Annotated in this window: 16 protein-coding genes and 1 other annotated feature; of the genes, 6 read left to right on the top strand and 10 right to left on the bottom strand. The window is 57.5% G+C overall.

The genetic code is table 11. The features are described from left to right. Nucleotides 1-7 precede the first annotated feature (7 nt). Genes F1381_RS13100 through F1381_RS13090 form a run of 3 tightly spaced genes read right to left on the bottom strand, consistent with a single transcriptional unit; the run spans nucleotide 8 to nucleotide 3429 of the window. Nucleotides 8-568, bottom strand: a complete 561-nt coding sequence (locus F1381_RS13100; protein ID WP_151735309.1) for a hypothetical protein — start codon at nucleotides 566-568, stop codon at nucleotides 8-10. 50 nt (nucleotides 569-618) lie between these two features. Then, entirely contained in the window at nucleotides 619-1038 is a 420-nt protein-coding gene (locus F1381_RS13095) for a DUF350 domain-containing protein (protein WP_151735308.1), read from the bottom strand. A 30-nt stretch (nucleotides 1039-1068) separates the two neighbouring features. Next, nucleotides 1069-3429, bottom strand: a complete 2361-nt coding sequence (locus F1381_RS13090; RefSeq protein WP_151735307.1) for an endonuclease MutS2 — start codon at nucleotides 3427-3429, stop codon at nucleotides 1069-1071. A 158-nt stretch (nucleotides 3430-3587) separates the two neighbouring features. Between F1381_RS13090 and F1381_RS13085 the strand changes: the two genes are divergently transcribed. Beyond that, complete coding sequence (locus tag F1381_RS13085; RefSeq protein WP_151735306.1) at nucleotides 3588-3941, top strand: phage holin family protein; 354 nt, start codon at nucleotides 3588-3590, stop codon at nucleotides 3939-3941. Between the two features lie 109 nt (nucleotides 3942-4050). On the opposite strand, the gene F1381_RS13080 is transcribed toward F1381_RS13085, so the two are convergent. The 4 genes from F1381_RS13080 to pheS form a co-directional block, all read right to left on the bottom strand. Further along, entirely contained in the window at nucleotides 4051-5112 is a 1062-nt protein-coding gene (locus F1381_RS13080) for a GGDEF domain-containing protein (protein ID WP_151735305.1), read from the bottom strand. A gap of 345 nt (nucleotides 5113-5457) precedes the next feature. Beyond that, nucleotides 5458-7803, bottom strand: coding sequence for a cell division protein ZapA (locus F1381_RS13075; protein ID WP_246188029.1), 2346 nt, complete (start codon nucleotides 7801-7803; stop codon nucleotides 5458-5460). A 189-nt stretch (nucleotides 7804-7992) separates the two neighbouring features. Further along, the gene (pheT, locus tag F1381_RS13070; protein ID WP_151735303.1) at nucleotides 7993-10437 is read right to left on the bottom strand and encodes a phenylalanine--tRNA ligase subunit beta; all 2445 of its coding nucleotides are present in this window, start codon (nucleotides 10435-10437) and stop codon (nucleotides 7993-7995) included. Nucleotides 10438-10479: 42 nt separating this feature from the next. Continuing rightward, nucleotides 10480-11514 (bottom strand): phenylalanine--tRNA ligase subunit alpha, encoded by a 1035-nt coding sequence (pheS, locus tag F1381_RS13065; RefSeq protein ID WP_151735302.1) that lies wholly within the window; start codon nucleotides 11512-11514, stop codon nucleotides 10480-10482. 113 nt (nucleotides 11515-11627) lie between these two features. Continuing rightward, nucleotides 11628-11914 (bottom strand) — a binding site (T-box leader). Between the two features lie 351 nt (nucleotides 11915-12265). Between pheS and F1381_RS13060 the strand changes: the two genes are divergently transcribed. The 5 genes from F1381_RS13060 (at nucleotide 12266) to F1381_RS13040 (ending at nucleotide 20311) form a co-directional block, all read left to right on the top strand. Beyond that, on the top strand, nucleotides 12266-14863 hold the full coding sequence (locus tag F1381_RS13060) for a hypothetical protein (protein WP_151735301.1): 2598 nt from the start codon (nucleotides 12266-12268) through the stop codon (nucleotides 14861-14863). 52 nt (nucleotides 14864-14915) lie between these two features. After that, entirely contained in the window at nucleotides 14916-16454 is a 1539-nt protein-coding gene (locus F1381_RS29070) for an efflux RND transporter periplasmic adaptor subunit (protein WP_187355331.1), read from the top strand. Then, nucleotides 16451-17149, top strand: coding sequence for an ABC transporter ATP-binding protein (locus F1381_RS13050; protein WP_151735299.1), 699 nt, complete (start codon nucleotides 16451-16453; stop codon nucleotides 17147-17149). The genes F1381_RS29070 and F1381_RS13050 overlap by 4 nt, the downstream gene beginning before the upstream one ends. Beyond that, complete coding sequence (locus F1381_RS13045) at nucleotides 17146-18318, top strand: ABC transporter permease (RefSeq protein ID WP_151735298.1); 1173 nt, start codon at nucleotides 17146-17148, stop codon at nucleotides 18316-18318. The genes F1381_RS13050 and F1381_RS13045 overlap by 4 nt, the downstream gene beginning before the upstream one ends. Before the next feature lie 385 nt (nucleotides 18319-18703). Continuing rightward, nucleotides 18704-20311 (top strand): sensor domain-containing diguanylate cyclase, encoded by a 1608-nt coding sequence (locus tag F1381_RS13040; protein ID WP_151735297.1) that lies wholly within the window; start codon nucleotides 18704-18706, stop codon nucleotides 20309-20311. A 198-nt stretch (nucleotides 20312-20509) separates the two neighbouring features. Here F1381_RS13040 and pulA read toward each other — a convergent pair whose 3' ends face one another. The 3 genes from pulA to ptsP all read right to left on the bottom strand — a co-directional run. Then, nucleotides 20510-22903 carry a type I pullulanase gene (gene pulA, locus F1381_RS13035; protein WP_151735520.1) on the bottom strand — a complete coding sequence of 798 codons (2394 nt, stop codon included), beginning with the start codon at nucleotides 22901-22903 and terminating at the stop codon, nucleotides 20510-20512. A gap of 306 nt (nucleotides 22904-23209) precedes the next feature. Then, nucleotides 23210-23554, bottom strand: coding sequence for an MFS transporter (locus tag F1381_RS13030; protein WP_151735296.1), 345 nt, complete (start codon nucleotides 23552-23554; stop codon nucleotides 23210-23212). A 156-nt stretch (nucleotides 23555-23710) separates the two neighbouring features. Further along, on the bottom strand, nucleotides 23711-24593 hold an 883-nt coding region (gene ptsP / locus F1381_RS13025), incomplete at its 5' end, for a phosphoenolpyruvate--protein phosphotransferase (protein ID WP_151735295.1).

Genomic DNA, 24593 nt, shown 5'->3' with positions numbered 1-24593 from the left:
GCATGTGTTACTCTTTTCCTTTACCGCTCAAATTACGGACGAACCGGATGCGGTCTTCCTGGCCCAGGCTGTGCTGCACATGGAAACAGGAAGGGCATACGTACAGATTCAGCGCGAACGGGGCCTCCAGCACAAGCTGGCCGTTCAAGGCTTCCGGGGCTGCAGGCTCAAAAGACGGAACCGGCTGCTTTCCGGACATCACCATCAATTCGTGGCATTGCGGGCATTCCGGAGCTTCCAGCTGGGCAGCAAGCACAGTGGCGACATTCAGCTCATAAGCTGCCGGATCATAGTCGTCCCCGAACTGGGTGACGGTATTAAAGATCGGTACGACCGCTTCCTTGTCCTCGTCATCCCACAGCTTGTCATCGCCGGCATCCTCAGCTTCATGCTCATCTGCGTCATCATCAGCGTCCTCGATGTCTTCGTCCCCCAGATCTTCCGGCCCGACGGTAATCGTCCGGTAACCGGTAAGCTCGTTGTTGCAGTGCGGGCAGGTTTCTTCAGGTCCAAATTCCTCGTCCCATACAATTTCCGTATGGCACCAAGGGCATACTGTTGTATCCATATTTCCATAATCTCCTTCTGATTTATCGTATCAAATAATCTGTCTATGTTCTAAAAAATGGCGGCCCCGATCACATAAGACAGCGACACCGAGATCAGCATCGCCGTCAACCCGACCGCCCGGTTATCCTGCGCGATCTCATCGTCTATGGAGAAGACCGGGGTCAAAAATTCAAAGAGAAAGTAAGCCAGCAGCAGCAGCAGAAACCCGACCACCGCCCATTTCATCGTATCGTATATCGTCACGCCCGACTCGATGCTGAAGCGCAGAATATTGCAGATGCCGAATATCTTGCCGCCGGTAGCCATCGCCACTGCGAGGTTCCCCTTGCGGATTTCTTCCCAGCAATTATATTTGGTCACCATTTCGAAAAAAGACAGGAATACCACAAGCCCCAGCACGGCCACGGCAAAATACCCCAGCAGCGATCCAAGCGGATGAGCCAGCAAATGGTCGATATTCTCTTGCATCGTTCCCTCTTTCTGCCGGATTCCCAGCCGCTACTTCAGTTCGGCGACGGTAACACCGGCGCCGCCCTCATTGTAATTACCGAGCCGGTAGCTTTTGACATGCTTGTGCTTGCGCAGATAATCCTGGATTCCGGAACGCAAGACACCCGTTCCCTTGCCATGGATGATATAAATCTGACCCAGATTGCCGAGGAACGCCTCGTCGATAAAACGGTCCGTCTCCAGCAGCGCTTCTTCCAAATTCGCGCCGCGCAAATCCAGCTCCGAGCGGGTATTCTCGTCACGCGTGCGCTTGAGCGTCGTGGCCCGCTTGACCGGCGCCGGATGGTCCGGGGCCGAAGCCATAAATTCAAGGTCGGCAATATTGACCTTCATCTTCATGATACCGAATTGCACAACGGCCTCCTTCGTTCCGCTGAGCTCCACCACATAGCCCTTCTGATTGACGCTCGGCAGCCGCACCTCATCGCCGGGCTGCAGCTGCCGAGGAGCCTTGGAGCTGCGGACAGGCTGTTTCTGGCGCGGGGCGGGCTGCGCTTCATCCAAGCGGCGGCGCGCTTCAATCAGCTTATGCTCCTTGACAGAGGCACCCTCCTCCATCGCCAGACGCCGCAGATCGCTGATGATCTCCTCGGCCTCCTTGCGGGCCTTGGCCACGAGGTCGGCGGCCTCCTTCTCGGCTTTCTCCAGCCGCTTGTCGCGCTGGCTCTCCAGCTTCTCCAGCTCCTGTTGCTGCCGGCGCTTGAATTCCTCCGCCTCGCGGCGGCTTACTTCCGCCTTCTCGCGTTCGCTCTCCGCCTTCAGGCGGTTCTCTTCCAGCGAAGCGATCATATGCTCGACGCGCAGATCCTCTTCCTTCACTTCGCCGCGGGCATGCTCCAGAATGGAGCCCGGCATGCCCAGACGTTCGGCAATTGCAAAGGCGTTACTGCGGCCCGGTACGCCAACGAGCAGCCGGTAAGTCGGGCTGAGTGTCTCTACGTCAAATTCCATGCTCGCATTGATGACGTTCTTGCGTTCATAGGCATAAGCCTTCAGCTCGCTGTAATGCGTCGTCGCCACCATGCGGCATTCCAGACGGTGGATATGCTCCAGAATGGCAATCGCCAGCGCCGAACCCTCCGCCGGGTCGGTTCCCGCGCCCACTTCATCCAGCAGAATCAGACTCTTCGGCGTCATCCGCTTTAGAATGGAGATAATATTGGTCATATGGCTGGAGAAGGTACTGAGGCTCTGCTCGATGCTCTGCTCATCGCCGATATCGGCATAGATGGCGTCAAATACGCACATCTGGCTGCCTTCTTCGGCCGGAATGAATAAGCCCGACATCGACATCAGGCTGAGCAGCCCGATCGTCTTGAGCGTTACGGTCTTCCCGCCCGTATTCGGTCCGGTGACAATAATCGAGCTGTATTGATTGCCCAGCTCCACATCCAGCGGCACGACGGCCTCGGCCGGGATCAGCGGATGCCGGCCCTTGCGCAGCTTCAGGTAGCCGCGGTCATTCATCCGCGGCTGGGTCGCCTTCATCTCGCGGGCCAGCCGCGCTTTGGCGAAGATGAAATCCAGCTCGCCGAGGATATCGATATCGTAGGCTGTCTCTTCGGCGATGCCGCCGACCAGCGCACTCAGGCGGTGCAGGATGATCTCAATCTCGCGCTCCTCGCGCAGCCGCGTCTCCCGCAGTTTATTGTTCATCGCCACAATGGATTCCGGTTCAATGAACAGAGTCGCCCCCGAACCGGACTGGTCATGTACAATGCCGCCGAAATGGGAACGGTACTCCGCCTTTACCGGAATGACGAAGCGGTCGCCGCGGATGGTGATCAGCTGATCCTGGAGCATCTTCGATACCGAAGAAGAGCGGATCATCGCGTCCAGCTTCTCGCGGATACGGGCCTCGCCCCCGCGCAGCTCCCGGCGGATTGTGGCGAGCTCCTGGCTTGCCGTATCCAGAATGTCGGCATCTTCGCTGATGCACGCTTTGATCGCATCCTCCACCGGCTTTTGCTCGGAGAGCAGATCGCTTAAAGCGTACAGGATCTCAACCTTCTCCTCCTCGTGCATCGCCGCCACGAAACGCTTGATCCGGCGCCCCCCGTGAATGGTGTTCCCTACGGCCAGCAGCTCATGCGTGCCGAGCATGCCGCCGATCGAGGCCCGCTTGAGCGCAGGGCGGATATCGCTGATCCCGCCGAACGTCGGGATGCCCTTCAGCCGGTCAACTGTAGCCCCTTCGTCGGTAGCCTGCAGCAGCTTCTTGACCCCTTCGAAATCACCCGACGGGCGCAGCTCCTCCGCAGCCTGCTTTCCCATTGAGGTCTGCGCATGCTGTACTAATTTATTTAAAATTTTGCGGTATTCAAGCGTGTGCAGAATTTTATCGTCCAATTAACGTCACTGCTCCCTTCATAGATGCTTCCATTATACCTAATATAGCCCTTTTACGCTATTTGGGCATGATTGCTGGGCATAAAGAGGCGACGCTCAGACCACAATAACCATTGCACATATCCTAAAGCGAGAAAGGTCAAAGGAGGTTACGAACAGTGAAATTTCTCGGTCATGTCGTCCGTTTTATCGTGGCAGCAATTGTGCTGCTCGTCGTAGGCTGGATTGTGCCGCAGTTTACTGTCGGCGGATTCTGGAGCGCGCTGATGCTCGCCCTCGTCATCGCTCTGCTCGGCTGGATCATTGAAGGCATCTTCGGCAAAAAAACAACGCCCTTCGGGCGCGGCATCGTCGGCTTTCTGGTCAGCGCCCTCGTCATCTGGATCGCGCAGTTTGTAGTCAGCGGCGTAAGCGTCTCGATTCTCGGCGCCCTGCTGGCGGCGCTTGTCATCGGAATCATCGACCTCTTCCTGCCGGTGTCCACACCGTTTGAAGCAGGCAAGTCCAGATAACACGCAAGCCAGCGGGATACCGGAATATAAGAACTGCGCTGATCCCGTATACGCAATAAAACCCCCTGCTCCCGGAACTGCGGAGAGCAGGGGGTTTTGCTTCAGTACACTAGGCGTAAGACATCAGCGATTCCGAATCGGGGATGTCTGCGGCGGCTACAACTTTATTTTTGCCGCGGTGCTTCGCTATATACAGGGCGCGGTCTGTCTTGCGGAACAGCAGCTCTTTGCCGTCGCCGGCTACATAGTCGCAGATGCCGATACTTACCGTGATCTGCTTGCCGCCCGCATAAGGGTGCTCCATCCGGGCAATGCCTGCCCGCAGCTCTTCAGCGGTGCTGAGTGCTTCATGAAAGCTTTTATCCGTAAAGATGACAGCAAATTCTTCTCCGCCATAGCGTGCGGCAAAATCATTGGGAGCGATCATCCCTCCCACCTTGCCCGCGAGCTCCTTCAGCACTAAATCTCCGACCCAGTGACCATAAGTGTCATTAATCTGCTTGAAGCTGTCGATATCAAACAGCGCCAGCTGAAGCCGCAGGCCGTTGCTTTCGCACTGCTCCAGCAGCGAATCCAGGTATTCATGAAACGATTTATGATTGTAAAGGCCGGTCAACGCGTCCACCTTCAGCAGCTTGTCCGAGATGGCCCGCTCCACCATCAGCTCCTGCTCCGATTTCGTCAGCTGCTCCACATGGCTGCGCACCTCGCGTGCGCGGATGATGACGGCCTGGGCCAGCAGCACAAAGACAATAAAAACGCACTCCACCAGCAGAAATTCCAGCAGCGATTTGCCGAGCAGCGGACGCTCCAGTCCAAAGTAGACAGCGGTATAAAACATCAGGCTGAACACACCCAGAATATTTAACAGCTTCTGGTCAAAATAGACAAGCGCGATCATAATCGGCATCATCAAGGTCATTTGTGCGCCGTCGACAAAGGGCTCCAGCACAAAATACATCAGATACGACACCGCGAATCCGCAGCCGGCAACAGCCTGCTTATGGTATTGCCAGGAGGAACGCAGCCACATCTCTGCGGAGATCATGGCAATGATAATTACCGCATTGCAGGCAATAAATAAATGCCCCTGGCTCGCGACCAGAACAGTTCTCACTTCAACGGCTCCACCTGCCAGCACAAATACAAGCTGGGCAGCCATCATCACCATGACCAGCACCCAGTAACCGGTTAATATCCTGCGGTGCCAAACCTCCGCATTTTGTGCCTCGTTAACGAAATTGATGGAAATCCCCTACTTCTGACCGTTGATATAATCGCTTTAATTATAATGAATTTTAAGTATTACCGCATCAACATTTTTCATTTTTCGACAAACTTCGTTCTTTGGTCCTGCTCCTGTAATGCCGGTGATTTGGACACGGGATGACCGCAGCTAACCAGGGCTTTAGGACCGCTTCCCGTCCCCGAGACTCATCAGAATCAGCGCTAAGTGAAAGCGGCCCCGGCAGTATCTCACTGCCGGGGCCGCTCTCAACTGTCCTGCGTCCGCCATTCAACTGTCCTGTTCGATCAGTTGAATCCATTCATTATATTCCGTTTGCAGCTTGGCATATTCCGCCTGCAGGCTGCGGTGTTCCTGGGTCAATTGCTCCAATTCGCCTTCGCGGAGCTCAAATTGCGCCTGCAGGAGCCGCAGCTGGCCTTGCGCCAGCTCGAAATTCTCACCGATTTCCGCCAGCTGCTGCAGGGCATCGCTGCGGGCACGGCTCAGCGATTCGCTTTCGGTTTCGGCCGCGCTGGCTTCCTCCTGCCAGATTTCAATTTCCTCGCGCAGCTTGGCCTCGGCCTCGCTCCATTGCCGCTCCCGCTGCTTCAGCTCCTCCACCTGCTGCTTCCAGGCCGTTTCAAGCTGCCGGCTCTCCCGCAGCGCTTCCTGCTGGTCTGCAGCCGCTGCGGCCGCTTCCCGGCCGGCCTCGGCCAGCTCCTCCATCCGGCGGGCCGCTTCCTCGCTGTCCGCCTCCAGCAGCTCATACCGCTCCTTGAGCCGTTCACCCTCCTGGAGCACCTCGTCATACTGCGCAATCAGCTCTTCGTAGCGCCCGCGCAGACCGGCAAGCTCTGCCCGCGCCTGGTCCGCCGCGGCTGCGTGGACTTCGCTCTCGCGCTGGGCTTCGGCGCGCAGCGCCGTTTCCCGCGCAAGGTGCTCCGCTCCCTCGGCGGCGGCCTTCTGCAGCTCTTCCAGCTCCCGCTGCAGGCCCGAAGCCTTCTCTTCCGCTTCCAGCAGGCTCATTTCCAGCTCGCCGATATCGCCGAGCTGCCGCTCCGCCTGCTCGCGCCAGCGGGCCGAATCGGCGGCCGCCTGGGTCAGCTCGCTGCGCATCCGCTCCAGCAGCTCCTTGCTGTCCTCCAGCTCCGCGCGGAGAGCCTCCGCTTCCTGCCGCGATTCGCCGGCGCGGAGCCGCAGCCCCTCCAGCTCTTCGCTGAGCTGGCCGGCGGTTTCGCCGGCTGCCTGCAGTTCTTCCTGCGCCTGACGCAGCTTCCCGCGGCTATCCTCAAGCTGTGCGCGCAGCGAAGCGGCTTCCTGCTCCGCCTGCTCCTGCCGCTGCTGCAGCTCTTCGAGCTCCTCGCTCAGCAGAGCGCCAAGCTCCTCGCTGGTGTGCAGCTCCTCTTTCAGTCCGGCCAGGCTGTCCTGCGCCTCCTGCAATGCCAGTCTCAGCGTGTCCGCCTCCGACCGGGCTTCTCCGTACTTGCGGGTAAGCCCCTGAAGCTCTTCCTGCAGAAGCGCCTCCCGGCCTTCTGCAGTCTGCGCCTGCTGAGTCAGTTGCTCCTCGCGCTGCAGCACCGCTTCGTATTGCGCCAGCAGCGTCGCTCCGGCCTCGCGCTCGCTCTTCAGCGCCGCTTCTGCCGCGCGCAGGCGGGACTGCAGCTGGCTGCTTCCGCCGCGCAGCTCGCCGAGCTGCTTCTCCAGCTCCTGCAGCTGCTGCTTGTGCCGGTGCTCCTGGTTGCCCTGGGACTGGCGCAGCTCCCGGTTCTTCGCCTGTTCCTTGGCCAGCGCCTCCCGTTCCTCGGCAAGCGTCTTGTCCAGCTCCGCCTTGGTGTCCGCGAGCTCCTTCTCCAGCGCTGTCTTGGTATCCGCAAGCTCCTTGCTCAGCGCGCTGCGGGTCTCCACCAGCTCGGACGTGAGCGTCTCGCGCGTCCCGGTAAGCTCCGACTCCAGCAGGTTGACCCGCTCCGCCTTCTCCTGTTCCAGCGTTGTGCGCAGCTGCTCCAGCTCCGCAGCATGCGCCGCCTTCAGCTCCTCCAGCTGCCGGAGCCGCTTCTCTTCAAGCGATTTCAGCTCTTGCCGGTGGGATTCGCGCAGTTCCGCCTGCTCTCTCTCCGCATCCGCACGCAGCTCGCTGACCTCCGCCTCCCGTGACCGCAGGTCGGCGGTCAGCTTGTCACGCGCAGCGGCAGCGGCAAGCTCCGCTTCCCGCAGCTGCTGGGCATGCAGCTTGCGAGCCTGCTCCTGCTCATTCAAATAAACCTTGCGCTCTTCTTCGGCAGCGGCGATCAGGCGCGCCGCCTCTTCTTTGGCGGCTGCGTTGAGCCGCTCCATCTCTTCCTGCCGCTGTTTCTGCCCTTCCTGGAGGCGTGACACCTCGGTCCGCAGCTCCGTCCGCTCGCCGGTCAGCATATTCAGCTCATTCCGCAAGTCCTGAACCTGGATCGCCTGCTCGGCCATATGCACCGCAGCCAGCACGGCAATGCGCGGGGTGTCCAGTCTGGAATGGGATTTCGAAATCGTCCGCATGTGCTCGTCCACATAGCGGGCTACCTGTTTCATATATTCTGTACTGCTACCGACAAGTTTATAGGAAGTTCCGTATATCTCCACGGCGACACTGGTCCGGTCCATAGCCACAGTTGTGCCCTCCTTTAGATGTGTGCGGATTCTAAGCTGTCTTATACTTTTCTATTGTAGCGTCAATTCTGAAGTTTTGGCAAAAATGGCATTCGCCAGGATAGGTCCGGCGTCAAACATAAGCAAACAAAGCCGCAGCAATCCCGGTTGTTAAGGATTCGCTGCGGCTTTGCCCTTTTCCTGCTATTTTCTCAATTCCGCACCAAAAGTTTGCTCAAGCGCCGCGACCACGCCGTCATGCACCTCTCCGACTTCCTCATCGGTCAAGGTACGCTCCGTATGACGGTAAAGCAGCGAGATCGCCACGCTCTTCTTGCCGCTTTCCATCTTACCGCCTGTATACACGTCGAACACCTGGGCATTCTGCAGCAGCGTCCCGCCATGCTCGCGGATCGCCGCCAGCAAGTGGCCTGCCGGCACTTCCGAACCGACCACCACCGCAATATCCCGTTCCATGCCCGGGAAGCGGTAGAGCTCGCTGTACTGGAGCGACGTCCGCGCATGATCATACAGCGGCTGCAGCAGCAGTTCGGCCACATAAGTATCCTCGAGGTCCAGCTTGCGGGTCAGCTCCGGATGCACCTGGCCGACCGTTCCGAGCTTCAGGCGGCCTTGCGCGCCGAGCAGGTATACGGAGGCCGAGCGGCCCGGATGATAGTCCTGCGGCGCATCGCCTTCGTAGACGATCCGGTCCGCCAGTCCAAGGTAAGCAAACACAGCTTCCAGAGCGCCCTTGATGTCGAAGAAATCCACCGGGCGCACGGTGCCGTTCCATTGCTTCGCCGCCTGGCTGCCGGTGAGCAGCAGTCCCAGCACAGGATGCTCCTGCGGCTGGGCTTTAAGCTCCTCCGCCTCGGAGAAGAAGATATTGCCGATCTCGAAGAGCGCCAGATCGCTTTGCCGGCGGTTGCTGTTGTAGAGGGCGATATCCAGCAGCTGCGGAATCAGCGTCGTACGCAGCACACTGCGCTCCTCGCTCATCGGCATGGCCAGCTTCACAGCGTGATGGCCCTGGTGCAGAGCCGGGAACAGCTTGCTTTGCTCCGGCTGGATGAAGGAATAACCCATAACCTCCTGATATCCGCCGCTTGCCAGCAGCTTGCGCAGCTCACGGCGCACCGATTGCTCCCGCGACAGCGCCCCCGGAGTGGTCACTCCTTCAATCAGCGTCGTTGGAATGTTGTCATAGCCGTACAACCGGGCGATCTCTTCAATCAGATCAACGTCCGCCGTAATATCGCCGCGCCGGGTCGGAACCTGCACTTCGATTACTCCCTGGGCCGCATCGCCGCATTTGAAATGCAGACGGTTAAACAGCGTCTTCACTTCCAGAAGCGACAGCTGTGTACCCAGATAGTTGTTCAGCTTCTCCAGCGACAGCGTCAGAATTTTCTCCTGCACCCCGGCGCCGCCAGCCTGGACGACACCCTCGTGCACCGAGCCTCCGGCATAACGGGCGATGAGCGCCGCCGCGCGGTTGAGGGCCGGAATGACTGCGTTCGGATCTACTTCCTTCTCAAAGCGCAACGAAGCCTCCGAGCGCAAGCCGAGCTGACGCGAAGTTTTGCGGACCGTGCCTCCGTCGAATCTGGCGGATTCCAGCATAATGTTCACTGTCTCCGCAGTTACTTCCGTCTCTTGTCCGCCCATCACACCTGCGAGGGCAACCGCCTTCTCGGCATCGGCAATGACCAGCATATGCGGCTCTAGCTTACGCTCCTGGCCGTCCAGTGTGACCAGCGTTTCACCTACACGGGCAAGACGCACACCCAGCACGCCGCCGGCTACTTTATCCGCATCGAACGCATGCAGCGGCTGGCCGTACTCCAGCATCACATAGTTGGTGATGTCCACGATGTTGTTGATCGGCCGCACACCGGCAGCCATCAGGCGGTTCTGTATCCACAGCGGGGATGGCGCAGGCTTCACACCGGAGATATAGCGCAGCGCGTAATGTGTGCACTGGTCCTCGCTTTCAATCTTGGCACCGGCCAGCTCCGCCGCCGGTCCGCCGGCTTCCACGAGTTCTGCCGCCGGGTCCGGCAGCTTCAGGTCGCGGCCCAGGATCGCACTGACTTCATAAGCAGCCCCGATCATGCTGAGACAGTCAGAGCGGTTCGGCGTCAGATCGAATTCCATAACCTCATCGCCCAGACCCAGCACGTTCAGGATATCCTGGCCGATCTGTGTATTCTCGGGCAGCACAAGAATACCTTCCTGCTGCTCCTTGGGCAGCAGCTTGTCGTTCAGGCCCAGCTCTTTGGCAGAGCAGATCATGCCCTGGGACAATACGCCGCGCAGCTTGGCCTTCTTGATCTCCAGACCCGGCAGCTTGGCGCCGACGAGTGCGACCGGAACCTTCTGGCCCGCCGCCACATTCTTTGCGCCGCACACAATTTGCAGATCCTCGCCCTGGCCTGCATCGACCACACATACATTCAGCTTGTCGGCGTCGGGATGCTTCTCTTTGGACTTGACATAACCGACTACAATGCCGGACAGCCCTTTATTGCGGCGTTCCACACCGTCGATTTCAATGCCGGCAGAAGTGATTTGATCCGCCAGCTCCTCGGTGGCGACGCCTTCCAGCGATATATAATCACCGAGCCATTCGGTTGATACTTTCATGTCCGCACACTTCCTTTACATTCCTGTATTTGGTATTACGCCTCAAATTCCCTTGAATTGCTTCACGAATCCCATATCGTTGATATAGAAGTTACGGATATCGTCAATGCCGTATTTCAGCATGGCAATCCGCTCCACGCCCATGCCGAAGGCAAACCCGCTGTAAACCTCCGGATCATAGCCGCCCGCCCGCAGCACATTCGGATGCACCATACCGGAGCCGAGAATTTCCAGCCATCCGCTCTGCTTGCACAGCCGGCAGCCGTCGCCGCCGCATTTGAAGCAGCTGACATCAACCTCTACGCTCGGCTCCGTGAACGGGAAGAAGCTCGGCCGCAGACGGATGCGGGTGTTCGGACCGAACATTTCGGAGACGAACTGCTGCAGCGTACCTTTCAGATCGCTCATGCGGATATTGCGGCCGATCACCAAGCCTTCGATCTGGTGGAACTGGAAGGAATGTGTCGCATCGTCGTCGTCGCGGCGGAATACCTTGCCCGGGCAGATGATCTTGACCGGCGTTTCCCCGTTCATTTCCAGCATCGTGCGGACCTGTACCGGAGAAGTCTGCGTGCGCATCAGCAGGTCTTCAGTTAAATAGAAGGAATCCTGCATATCGCGCGCCGGGTGGTTCTTCGGCAGATTCAGCGCTTCAAAGTTATAGTAATCCGTCTCCACTTCCGGGCCTTCAGCAACTTTGTAGCCCATGCCGATGAAGATATCCTCGATTTCGCGGATGACCCGGCTCAGCGGATGCAGCCCGCCCTGCGGCAAAGCGCGCCCCGGCAGCGTAACGTCCACCTTCTCCGCCTGCAGACGCGCCTGCGTTTCCTGCTGGACAAATGCCTCCTGCTTGACGGCGATTACGTCTTCTATGGCGCTGCGCACCAGGTTCGCCACCTGGCCGATAACCGGACGCTCCTCGGCGCTCAGTCCGCCCATTCCCCGCAATACCTCAGTCAGCTCACCCTTCTTGCCCAAATACTTGACGCGCAGATCATTCAGCGTCTGCGGATCAGTAACTTCCTGCAGCTTCGCCAGCGCCTCCACTTTTAGTGCTTCCAGCTTTTCTTTCATGACTTTTGTTCTGCCCCCTTCTATCCATTTGTAAATTTCCACACCTACAAACCGCTCCGCAGGCAACCGCATCTTCATCTATCCGTTAAAAAGCAAAAAGGCCTCTTCATCCGCAAAGGGACGAAGAGACCGTGGTACCACCCTAATTAGACAGGCTTCTTGCACCTTAAGAGCAAATGGCCGCCCTTACGAAAATGCACCTGTCTCACTTTTGCCAGAAATAACGGTCTGCGGCCGGTATCCCCTACTTTACACCTTCAAGCTTACTGCTGAACGGGGTTCAGGGAACTGCTCCGGAGTGAATTTCGGCAGCGCTTATTGCCCAGAAACGCTCTCAATCTCCGGCGTTTCCTCCCTGTCGGGCCAGTCGCTGCGTACTTGTCTCCATCACTGCATGTATTTGATATTGTCCGCCAGGAGCGGACAAAGCAGTTTAAGATATGCTACTCATTATATGCAAAAAACACCGGTTTGACAAGTAAATTGCCGTCCCATGCGGCGTTTCTCCCCTAGACACCTTCAAGAGGCTCCTAACTTGTATTTTTGACCGTATTATAGCTGCCCTAATAAAATTTAAAGCATTTTTTATCTGGTTTTAAGCTCCCTTTAAGTTTCAGAAGACGTACGCCGGCTTTTTTTCAGCTTACGTTCAGCCGGCTTTGCTATTTTTTGAAATGGAAAAAGCCGGATGATCCGCACAATGCACACTGTGCTCCGGATAGCAAAGGCTTGTTAACAGGGAGGGAAATTCATGCACAAACGAAGTAAGGCATTTGTATTGCTGCTGCTCAGTACATTTGCCGTCAGTCCATTCCCGGGCTTGACCACCGGGACAGTAGCCGAAGCCGCGTCAGCCGCCGCAGTCCAATCGGCGGTGCAGACTCAGGTCTCTACGCTGGCGGGCCTTAGCGCCATGAAGCTGGGCTCTTCGTTCAGCGTAAAGCTGAGCGATGTCGGCATTTTTGCCCAGGAGGGCGGAAATATCCTCACGTATACATTGACATACACCAATACAGCCGGCACCAGCGTCAATCTGGCCAACTACTTCTCCAAAGTGGTCACCCCTGGCGGCAGCATTATTAAAGGGGTCACCGTATCGGCGGATGCCCAGACGAAGAAGATTGCCGGCAAGGAAACGAAAAGCATTACATATTACGCCAATATCGGACAGGCCTCAAGTGTTAAGGGGCTCAAAGTCAATATGTATGGCTGGAACTTCAATGCAGCCGATTACGAGCAGCGGATCGGAACGTTCACGGTGCCGGCCAACTATTCGCTTGCCGCACTGCAGGGAGAAAGCAAGAAAATCTCGCTGGGCAGTGTTGCGGCCGCCACTCAAGCCTCTGGGCTGCAAATCTACAATTATAACGGCAAAGCCTATGCCAAAGTGGGCCTTACCATTACCAACCAGGGCACCAAGGTGCTGACCGATCCCGGTTACAGCCTGTATCTGAAATCTGCCGGCGGCTCCGTGTTCACACTGGCTCTTGACGAGAGCAGCTCCGAATTCAAAATCCAGCCGCAGGAGAAGAAGACCCTCTATTTCATGACCGAAATTCCGGCATACATGAATACCAAGAACATGACCCTGCAGATCGCCAAGCTGGATGAAACGCTGAAGCTGTACCTGCCTGTAGTCTCTTATGCGCTGCCGGCCGCAGGCACCGCTTCCTTCACCGTTGCGGCCGGCTACACGAAAAAGGTCTCCATCGACAGCAACATTGTGGAGATGCAGCTGCTGAAATCGGAGGTCTCTGCGGATAACGGCAATGCCATGTGGAGCTACCAGTTTCGCATCAAGAATACCGGCAGCAAAGCTGTTGCGGTACCGGCCTATGAATTCTCTGTAAAATCGGCCGAGGGCTACACTTTCCCGGTCACAACCACAGCCTTCAGCAATCTGACACTGAAACCGCTGGAAGAGCAGGTTATCGCCCTGGACGCCAGCATCCCGCTGGAATTGAACCAGGACAAGCTGCAGCTTCAGGTTGTTCCTCCGGCGGGTACCGACAGTGCCAGTACAAACAAAATGGTCCTGCCTGTCGCCTATTTCAGCATTCCTTATACTCTGCAGACCAATTCCCATGTGGCCTCAGAGACCAGCGTGACCAACAGTTACGGCACCTTCGGCGTTACCCTGAATTCGCTGCAGCGCTTGCCGTGGGGCAGCAAGGATCTGCTCCAAGCCAAGCTGACCATCCGGAATTCCACCGCCAAGACAGTAACACTGCCCGAACTGACCGGCATTCTGAAGGTTGACCAGACGGATCTCACTTCGTCCTCCCAGGTCTACACTGGTGATTCAAGCACAACATTGTCGCCGGGAGCGACTACGGAGCTCACTGTCCTGGCCAGCATGCCGTATACCCTAAGCTTCGGTCAGGCCAAAATCCTTCTGCAGGCCGCAAGCGGCAGCGAAACGAAGCCGTTCCTGTCCCTCAGCACCTCCGACAGTGCTGTAACCGGCATTGCGCCGCTGGCAGCGGGCTCATCCTTCACGATTGCCTCCACCGGTAAGAAGGCGGAAGTGAAAGAACGTTTGACGACCATTTATAAGGGAACCGACACCAATGTCGTCTACACCGAATTTGAAATGAACAGCCAGGAAACACGGCAAGCGGATTTATCGCGGCTGTATGCGCAGTTCAGAACTGCGGACGGCAAAGTGTATGAAGCAGCAGTCAACCAGTCGGAGGCCGCCACCAGTCCTGGAGGCAAGACGATTGTCAGCTTCTGGGCCAAAATCCCGGCTTCGGCGGGAACCTCGGGCCTGCAGCTCTATGTCAGCCAAGCCATTGCGGGCGGCAAGCTGACTAACGCAGGGACGGAAGCTACCGGTTATGTCAACACTTCCGCGCTGACGCTGAATCCGGCAGAGATCACCGCCGCGTCTGCGCTCACATCCGTTTCCATGTATCCTTACACGCTTGCTATCAACAGTTCATCCGGCGAAATGACCCTTGGCAGCAGCAGCTTGGCCATTTCGTTTAATTACAAGCTTGATCAGGATACCACCTATCAAATGGGAACCTACCAGCATAAGCTTGTCATGCGTGTAATCGATCCGTTCGGCCAATATTTTGATAAAACACTCACTCTGGGCACAGACCTTACAGCCGGCAGTTATAACACCTATACAACAACGCTCAGCAATTCCTTGTTCAAGAGCCTGAGCGGCGGATCTTACAGGCTGGAGCTGTACGACGAGTTCCAGGGCCAGCGCGTTCTGCTCGGCAGCCAGACCTATGCCATTAACGTGACGGTAAAAACCACAACACCGGCAGCAGACGATACAGAGGAAAGCGGTACAGATAACGGTTCCGGCAGCGGTTCTGGCAACGGTTCTTAAGCAGGCAAAAGTCATGCCTCATATTATTATTTTAGCAAGATGGAGGATCGGAATGAACAAGAAGAAAGTGATTTGGACGTCAAGTATCGTTGTCGTCGCTGCAGTTGCCGGAATACTAACCTATGTGCTGTGGCCTGACCAGAACAACACGGCTGGAGCGGTACAACTGAATACCGCCAGGGTGACGAGGGGCAATATTCTGGTCGGTGTCTCAGGCTCCGGCTCGGTATCGGCCATCAACTCCGAATCGGTCCGCACCAAAGAAGCCGGAGAAGTCGATCAGGTAATGGTGAAGAAAGGCGATGTCGTCAAGGCCGGCGATGTGCTGATCACCTTTACCCCAAACGACATGAGCGATCAGATGAAGCAAGCCGAGAAATCGCTGGAGAGCCTGAAGACCGAGCTTGCTGACAAACAGGAGAGCTATAAGACGCTCGCCATGAATAATGCCAGCGAAGAGGAGCTGAAGAACGCCAAGCAAGCGATTGAAAAAGCGCAGAGCGACATTGCCGACCAGGAGGAATCCATCGCTGATCTCGAAGAGGATATGCTGCCTCCTGATCCGCTGACCGCCCCGATCGGCGGAACGATTACTGCGGTCAATATAACAGACGGCGAGCAGGCTCAGAACGGCGCCGAGCTCTTCACCATGACCGACTACGAGAACCTGAGCGTCACCGTTCAGGTCGATGAGCTGGACATTCCGAGCGTCGAGCTGGGCCAGGCGGCCACAATTACGCTCGATGCCCTGGAAGACCAGGAGTTCAGCGGCAAGGTCATCGAAATCGCCAAAGAAGGCTCCTCAAGCAATGGGGTATCCCTGTTTGATGTCACTGTGGGCCTCGACGAATCGGACGGCGTGCTTGTCGGCATGTCTGCGGAAGTGGCCATTACCATTGAGGAGAAAAAGGATGTGCTTACCGTGCCGATCGAGGCGGTGAGTGAAGTGAACGGCAAATATTACGTCAACGTGCCCGCCAGTGCGGAGGGCAGCGCAGACAAAGCAGCCGCCGGCGATGCAGCCGGACGCGGGCAGGCGCCGGAAGGTGCAGCTCCGGCGGGCGATGCAGGGCAAGGCGAAGCCCCGGCGTCCGGCGATACAGCGCAGGGCGGGGCTCCGGCACAAGGTGATATGCCGGAGGGCGGATTCCCGGGCGGCGGCGACATGCCGGGCGGGGATTTTCCGGCAGGCGGCGACATGCCTAGTGGCGACATGCCAAGCGGGTTCACGGGCGGCGGTTATGGCGGCGAAGGCGGCTACGGCGGCGGACGGGGCACGCGCGCAGCCGGCGGACGCAGCGGCGGCAGCGGAACCAGCACCGCAACCAGCCAGACACGGGTTGCCGTAGAGGTCGGCATCCATGATGAGAGCACCATTGAAATCGTCAGCGGTCTCAGCGAAGGCGATGAAGTGGTCATTCCTACTGTAATCTCCACTAATTCATCCTCATCCCAGGCCGTGCAAGGACAAATGGGCGGTATGGGAGGCATGGGCGGCGGCTTTACAGGCGGTGGCATTACAGGCGGCGGTGCCGGAGGCGGCTTCTCCGGCGGAGGTGGCATGCCCGGAGGCGGAGGTGGCAGACCATGAGCAGTGCTGCACCGCTCATCCGGGTCGAGAATATGATTCACCGGTATACAATGGCCGGTGAATCTATGACTATTCTCAAGGGACTGAGCTTCACCATCGAGCATGGCGAATTTGTCGCCATCATCGGCCCCTCCGGCTCCGGCAAATCCACGTTAATGAATATGCTGGGCTGTCTGGATGTGGCCAATGAAGGCGACTATTTTCTCGACGGCCAGGAGATCCGCAAGCTGTCGGACAATAAGCTGGCCCAGATCCGCAATGAGAAGATCGGCTTTATCTTTCAGAATTTCAACCTGCTGCCGAAGCTGTCGGCCATCGAGAACGTGGAGCTCCCGCTGATCTATCGCGGGCTGACCCATAAAGAGCGGCGGGAGGCCGCACGTAACTCCCTGATCCGGGTAGGCCTGGAGGAGCGGATGGACCACCGCCCCTCGGAGCTGTCCGGGGGCCAGCAGCAGCGCGTCGCCATCGCGCGGGCGCTGGCGGGCACCCCGCCGATCCTGCTCGCTGACGAGCCGACGGGAGCACTGGATACCAAGACCGGCCAGGAAGTACTGCAGATGATCCGCGAACTGAACCAGCAGGGCCACACGATCATCCTGATTACGCATGATCTGGAAATCGCCCAGCAGGCGAAGCGGATTATCCGCATCCAGGACGGCAATCTGGTAGAGGACCGGAGGAATGCCCTATGATGCTGTTCCAAAGCATGAAAATGGCCATGAAGAGCATCCTCAGCAGCAAGATCAGATCCTTTTTAACCATGCTGGGGATCATCATCGGCGTCTCCTCGGTGATTGCCCTCGTCTCGATCGGCCAGGGAACCACCTCGCAAATAACCGAATCGCTCAATTCGCTCGGCACCAACCAGTTGACCGTTAATATAACGGGACGCGGGGCTACCACTTCGCTCACCTACGAGGAAGCGCTGGCGCTGGGAGAGATTGAGGGTGTGGACGGTGTGTCTCCGGTCATCAGCGGCAATGTGACGGCCAAGAAAGGTACGGAGAACACTACAGTATCCGTTGAAGGTATCACACCGTCCTATGAGACCGTTCAGGACTTCCATGTGCAGTCCGGCCGCTTCCTGCTGGATATCGACACCGAATACCGGCAGAAGGTAGCCTTGATCGGCTCGGACACCGCCGAGACGCTGTTCGGCACCGAGGACCCGGTGGGGCAAAACGTCCAGCTTAACGGCAGGAGCTTCAAGATTGTCGGGCTGCTGGAATCCAAAGGCTCCAGCCTCGGCGGTTCCAACGATGAGAAGATTCTGATTCCCATTTCGACCGCCGAACGTTTTCTGCAGAGCAAGGGTGTCCGTTCGATTACCGTCACGACAGACTCAGCCGACATCGTAACCGATGTCAAAGCCAGACTGGAAGCCTCGCTGGACAAGAAGTTCAATTACGCGGATAATTCCTATTCCGTATTTGACTCGCAGGAAATGCTTGAGACCGTATCGGAGACCAGCGATACCCTCTCCATGGCTCTGGCGGGCATTGCCGGCATCTCTCTGCTGGTCGGCGGCATCGGCATCATGAATATCATGATTGTTTCCGTCAATGAACGCACCCGCGAAATCGGCATCCGCAAAGCGATCGGCGCCAAGAAGCTTAACATTCTGCTGCAGTTTATGATTGAGTCCGTAGTTCTGAGCGGATTCGGGGGCCTCATCGGTGTAGGTCTTGGCCTCTTTATCAGCTGGGCTGTCGGACATTACAGCACCATGAACGTGGCGACCGACTGGAACATGGTTGCGATTTCTTTTATCTTTTCCCTCTTTATTGGCGTGGTGTTCGGCATGATGCCCGCTAACAAAGCAGCCCGGATGCGTCCGATCAACGCGCTTCGCAACGATTAGCCCATCCCTAAACTTCATCACTGTGCCCAGTAATATAGCCGCAAGTCTTCCACAAGGAGATTTGCGGCTTGTTGTTTTTTTTACACCTCTCAAAAAGCGGTATCGTTTGCGAAAAAGTTGGGTAATAGCATTTAAGAGCCGTAATTTCATCCTGTTCAGTTGCAGGGACATACATAATGTTTGACCTGGGTATCAGTAAGGCATCTCCTTCTTCTGCTGCTCGATTCGGGAAATAGGCAGACAGAAGGCGGCAGAAGCGAATAGATGAAGCATCTTCACCGGTCTCCCACAGGCATTGGAATGATTATGGCAGGCCTGCTTCCGCATGCCAGACACATAACAGCAACGATGGTTTCGTAAAGTACGATGCGGGGAGAGGATTTTCATGGCAGGTTCATCCGAGAGAAAAAAAACACGCAGACTGATTATGTGCTTTGTTTCGAGCTCTATCCTTCTGATCGGGATCAGCGTCTCCTGCCTGCTGTATCTGGATCATTCAACCAACAAGCTGACCCGTTCCCTGTATAACGGTGTCTATCAGAATTCCGAGCTGATTCTGAATGCCGACCGCGATCTGTACCAGGCGGCGCTTGCCCTGCGGGAGGCACTGGATGCGGAGGCTACAGGCAGCGATGTTCTCCGCCATGCGCAGGACTTTGGTGATAATACAAGCCAGGCTCAGCAGCGTATTGATATGGCCGGCTACACTATCGCCGGGCTGGCGGAGAGTAACAGCGGCTCTGTCCCCGCCCGCCGGATTCTTTCCGAATTGCACCAGGAGATGGAGCGCGCGCATCAAAGACTCGTTGAATGGAGAAGCGCCGGCCAGGAGCTGTTAACACTGCGGTCGCAAAGCGGCTGGGACCCCGGCGATGCCCGCACAGATCTGATTCAGGGCAGGATTGACGAGGTTCACAACCATCTGGACCGCTCCGGGTTGCTCCTGGATGATTACGCGCGGCAGCATAATCTTGAGCTAACGGAGCATAAGAGCTCACTATACGCGCTTTATACCATCTTACTGTCCCTACTCTTCCTGGTCATTCTTTATCTGTGCCGTAAGCTGGCTGCACAGCAGAATGAAATGCTGGAGGAGAAGTCGCATTACCACCTGATCGGCGAGACCATGTCCGACTTTATTATCCTGACGAATCCGAGCGGATTCATCCAGTACGCGTCCCCGTCGCATGGAAGTGTGCTCGGCTACGTTCCGCAGAAGGGTGCTCCGCTCTCCAATTACATCCGCGAAGCAGAGATCTCCTGGGGCAAACTGAAGAATCAGCTACAGGATGCGCCGCGCATTGTGGAGCTGCGGATGCGCGCCAAAGAAGGCTACTGGGTCTGGCTGGAGACAAAGATATCGCAGATCGGCGGCAGCGGCGCACTGCCTGTTCAATTCATGCTCGTCTCACGTGAAATCACCCAGCGCAAGCAATACGAGGAACGGCTCCACAAGCTTGCCTTCTACGACCATCTTACCTCCATTCCCAACCGGGCACATTTCAAAATGTATATGGAGAACCTGATTACCCAGCCGGAGGAACGCCGGCATCACCTGGCGCTGGCCCTGCTGGATTGCGACCGGTTCAAGCAGCTTAATGATACGCTGGGGCATCTGGCCGGGGATGAGTTCCTGCAGCTGCTCTCCAGAGAGCTGCAGCAGACCGTGAAGGGCTTCGGACAGGCCTTCCGCATCGGCGGCGACGAATTTGCCGTAGTCCTGCACCATTATGACAGCCTGGACATGCTGCATGAAATTTTGGACCGGCTGCTCCGTCTGTTCAGCAAGACGTGGTCGGTCACCGGCGGGGCAAGCTTCCACACTTCGGCCAGTATCGGCGTCGCCCTGTACCCCGAGCATGGCACCGGCATCAATGAATTGCTTCATGCAGCGGATTTGGCCATGTACCATTCCAAGAAACACGGCGGCAATCAGGCAAGCCTCTACAATGAAATTCTGGATGAAGAATACGCAGGCCATCGTGAAGGCTAAACGGCAAAAGGCTGTACCCGGAAGCTGCGGTAAGCAGCACTCCCGGGTACAGCCTTTTAATTAGATCTGCCAGAATAATTCATAGCACCTGAATCCCATTCTGTGTGTTGCCCCACTTTGTGGGGCTGTTTCGGTTTCGGGGTCCCCGCAAAGTACCTGAATCTGCTTCTCCGTGTCACCCCACTTTGTGGGGCTGGTTTAGCTGGTCAGCTCCAATGGATTTCTTGCCGTTCCGCTGCGTTCCTGCTCACTCAGCAGCACCCGGACGGACTGTGCTTCCCCGGAACAGTCGACAAAACGGTCCTCGCTGCCGGCCCGCTCTTCCCAGTCATTCCGCCGCAGAATATAGCCGACCAGCGTGTTGCCGGGATGAACGTCAATCTTGGCAACCGCACGCCCTTTCTGCAATTGCTTGAAATCATGCTGGCCGTCCTGAATGCCTGTACCCCAAACCCAGAGGTTCCAGCCCCGGTAATCTCCGTCCTGGCGCTCATACAGAAATTCCACAGTCTTGCGCGCAGGTCCAGGCTCCCCGTAGCTGTCATACAGGACCATCATCGACAGGCCTTCCAATACAACAGCATTGCCCTCGGCCAAGCGGAAGGCCTCGCTGCCGGCCCGCGTATGGTCGACCACGATGTTCCAGCAGCGGCCGGTATCCGGCAGCGGCTGGGATACCGGCTCCCGATTGGCGTTGAAGATCACGACGATATTGCTCCAGGCATCGCCCCCGGCATGATCCTTCAGGCGATAGGCAACCACGCCGCCGTCGCAGCGGAGAAACTCCAGCGAGCGCTCGATCTCCTGCCGGCCGCGCAGACGGAACGCCGGATGCTTGCGCCGCAGCTCGATAAGCCCTTTGTAATAGGCAAACACCGGTGCAAAGCCGGCCTTGTTCCCCCAGCGGATGGCATTGACGGCATCTCCGCTGCGGTAGCTGTTATGGTCGCCGAATTTGCTGCGCAGCAGCTCATCTCCGGCGTGCAGAAACGGTATGCCCTGGGAGGTCAGGATCACCCCGTTGGCCAGAAGGCTGCGGCGCACCGTCTCATTCCCGAGCACATCCGCAGGGTCGACGGCGAAATACGGATCAGCGGCAGCCAGCGCCGCTTCAAGATTCCCGCCGTCCTTGAGCCGTCCGTTGTCGAGAACCGGCAGCCCGGCCGCTTGCCGCAGCCCTTGGGTAGCCAGCACTTTATCCCACAGGTTAAGATTGTCGTGCGCGGTCACATAATTCACCGTTTCCGCCGGCGAATCGGTGAATTCATGAATCGCCCCCATGATGCCGGAGGCGACGGCGCCCTCTTTGCCGGGCTCGCCTGTGGCGAAGCCTCTGCCCCATCCGTCGCTGTCGCCTTTGAGCGCAGAGCGGAAATGATCATTAAATACAGCGTAGCCCTTACCGCGCTGTACGCCCTTAAGCGTCTTGGAGACCAGCGGAGAATCTCCGCCCGTCCACGGCTCCCCGTAAATCAGCAGCGAAGGGTTAACCTGCAGCCGCAGCTCTTCCGTGATTTCGCGGATCGTGACACTGTCGATCAGCCCCATCAGATCAAAGCGGAAGCCGTCGATATGATATTCCTGGGCCCAGTATGCCAGAGAGTCCTTGATATATTTGCGCACCATCGGGCGTTCCGTCGCCAGCTCATTGCCGACGCCCGAGCCGTCGGACAGCTTGCCCGAGTAGTCACGGCGGTAGAAATATCCGGGCGCCAGCGGCTCAAACGGCCCCTCTTCCACAGAGTACGTGTGATTGTACACCACATCCATTATGACGGAGATTCCACGGCTGTGCAGGGCCTGAATCATCTCTTTGAACTCGCGGATGCGGACTGCTGGGTCTGCCGGATCGCTGCTATAGGAGCCTTCAGGAACATTGTAATGCTGCGGATCATACCCCCAATTATAGCTGTTGTCAGCACTTGCACCTAAGCCGTCGTCAGGAGACGCTTTCAATTCATCCACCGTCTGAAAATCAAATACCGGCAATAAATGCACATGCGTTACGCCGAGCTCAACCAGGTGGTCAATGCCAAGTGCATGGCCGGAGGAATCCTTGACGCCGCCTTCGGTGAACGCTTTATATTTGCCTTTTGCCTGCAGCCCGGAGCTCTCGTGAACGGAGAAATCGCGGACATGCAGCTCGTAAAGGACCGCATCAAGCGGATGCGGCAGAACGGGACAGCTGTCTTCAGCCCAACCGTCCGGATCGGTAGCGCGCAAATCAATGATTGCCGAACGCATCCCGTTGGCCGATACAGCCTTCGCATAAGGATCTGCAGCCTCACGGATGCTGCCGTCGGCATACACCGCACGGTACATATAATACCGGCCCTGCAGATCGCCGGGAAAACACACGGACCAGATTCCGCCCGCCTGCAGTTGCATCGGCACCACACGCCCGCTGTCCCGGTACCCCAGACTGCCTGCATCCTCTCCGTTCCCGCCCGTCTCATACAGGACCAGCGAGACCGCGAACGCAGTCGGCGCCCATACCTTGAACTGGCTGGACCCGGGGGTGTAGGTAAGACCAAGATCATTGCCATCATAGGTTTCTATCAGCGGTTCTGCATTTCTATAATTTCCATTCATCATTTAATCACCATCCTGTGCTTTCTGCCGGACTGCTGCAGAAAACGGTTCGCCTTACGTTGTCTAAAGGTATTTCCACATTCGTCCAGTAGCATACTTGCCTCTGTCTGCAAGCCAAGTCCATAGAGTCCTGTCTATCTTCGTTACAATTCTATAATATGTAACACGATGTTCACAGGTTTGGGTATCGCGGCATTTCCGCCTTCCCTAACCTGTATATCGGCAAATAACGACATGAAATTGACAGCATGTACGCAGTATAGCGCCGCTTGAGGCAGACAACAACTCTAAATTACTGCATTATAGTTATTTTTCCCTGTGCATTCCCCTGGCGCAGAGTGCAGCTACGGGCACCAGCAGCACACCGGCGGCCAGCAAAGAGACACGAAGCGAGAACCGGGTGCCGATCCAGCCGACCGCCGGTCCCCCGGCGGCCTGTCCCAGCGCATCGGCCCCGCTGACCATGGACAGCACGGTCGCCCTGCTGCCGCTTTCCAGCCTCCGGTTCAGCCAGGCGGTATGCACGGGTGCAGCAATCTCCTGCAGAGTGCCCAGAGCTAATACAGACACCAGAGCCCAGGCAAAATCCGGCGCAACGGCCAGCAGAATTATAGACGTTCTCCGGCGGCTGTTCCAGGCTTGCGCAATCATTCCCCGCAAACGTTTAAACCCAAAAAAAACGGCCTCCCTTCGGGGAGACCGGCAAGTGTAGTTGGAAAAGGGAACCTGCGGTAACGAAAACGAATTCATGCCTACCGCACCACAACTTTAACATTTTCAGCAAGGAACCATCGTTCCATGCAAAAATTACTGTGTGATGCTCTGCACCAGCGCGGCGACTTCCTCGGCGGTGCCGAGCTGCAGCGCCTTCGCGGCCAGCTCCTTCATCTCGGCGGCCGACAGCTTCGCAATCTGGCTGCGCGCCGGCAGGATCGAGGTCGCGCTCATGCTGAACTCATCGAGCCCCAGGCCCAGCAGCAGCGGAATCGCCGTAGCGTCTCCGGCCATCTCGCCGCACATGCCCGCCCATTTGCCTTCCGCATGAGCCGCGTCGATGACGTTCTTCACCAGGCGCAGAATCGCCGGGTTGTACGGCTGGTACAGGTACGATACCTGCTCGTTCATCCGGTCCGCCGCCATCGTGTACTGGATCAGATCGTTCGTGCCGATGCTGAAAAAGTCCACTTCCTTGGCGAACTGGTCGGCCAGTACCGCCGTCGACGGAATCTCCACCATGATTCCGAGCTGAATGCTCTCTGACACTTCGTGACCCTCTGCGCGCAGCTTGGCTTTCTCCTCCAGCAGCAGGTCGCGTGCCGCGCGGAACTCGCCCAGCGTGGCGATCATCGGGAACATGATCCGCAGATCGCCGTGCGCGCTGGCTCTCAGCAAGGCCCGCAGCTGTGTGCGGAAGATGTCCTGCCGGTCCAGGCACAGCCGGATCGCCCGGAAGCCGAGGAACGGATTCATCTCCTTCGGCAATTCCAGATACGGCAGCTCCTTGTCGCCGCCGATATCGAGCGTGCGCACCACGACCGGCTTGCCGTTCATGCTCTCCAGCACCGTGCGGTACGCATTGTACTGCACGTCTTCGGACGGCAGCTTGTCGCGGCCCATGTACAGGAACTCCGTCCGGTACAGGCCGACGCCTTCGCCGCCGTTCTCCAGCACGCCGGCCACGTCGTTCGGT

The organism is Paenibacillus tengchongensis (assembly GCF_008973665.1).
Lineage (GTDB): Bacteria > Bacillota > Bacilli > Paenibacillales > Paenibacillaceae > Paenibacillus_AQ > Paenibacillus_AQ tengchongensis.
The sequence above is the reverse complement of the archived record's forward strand: the minus strand, read 5'-3'. Positions and strand labels throughout refer to the sequence as shown.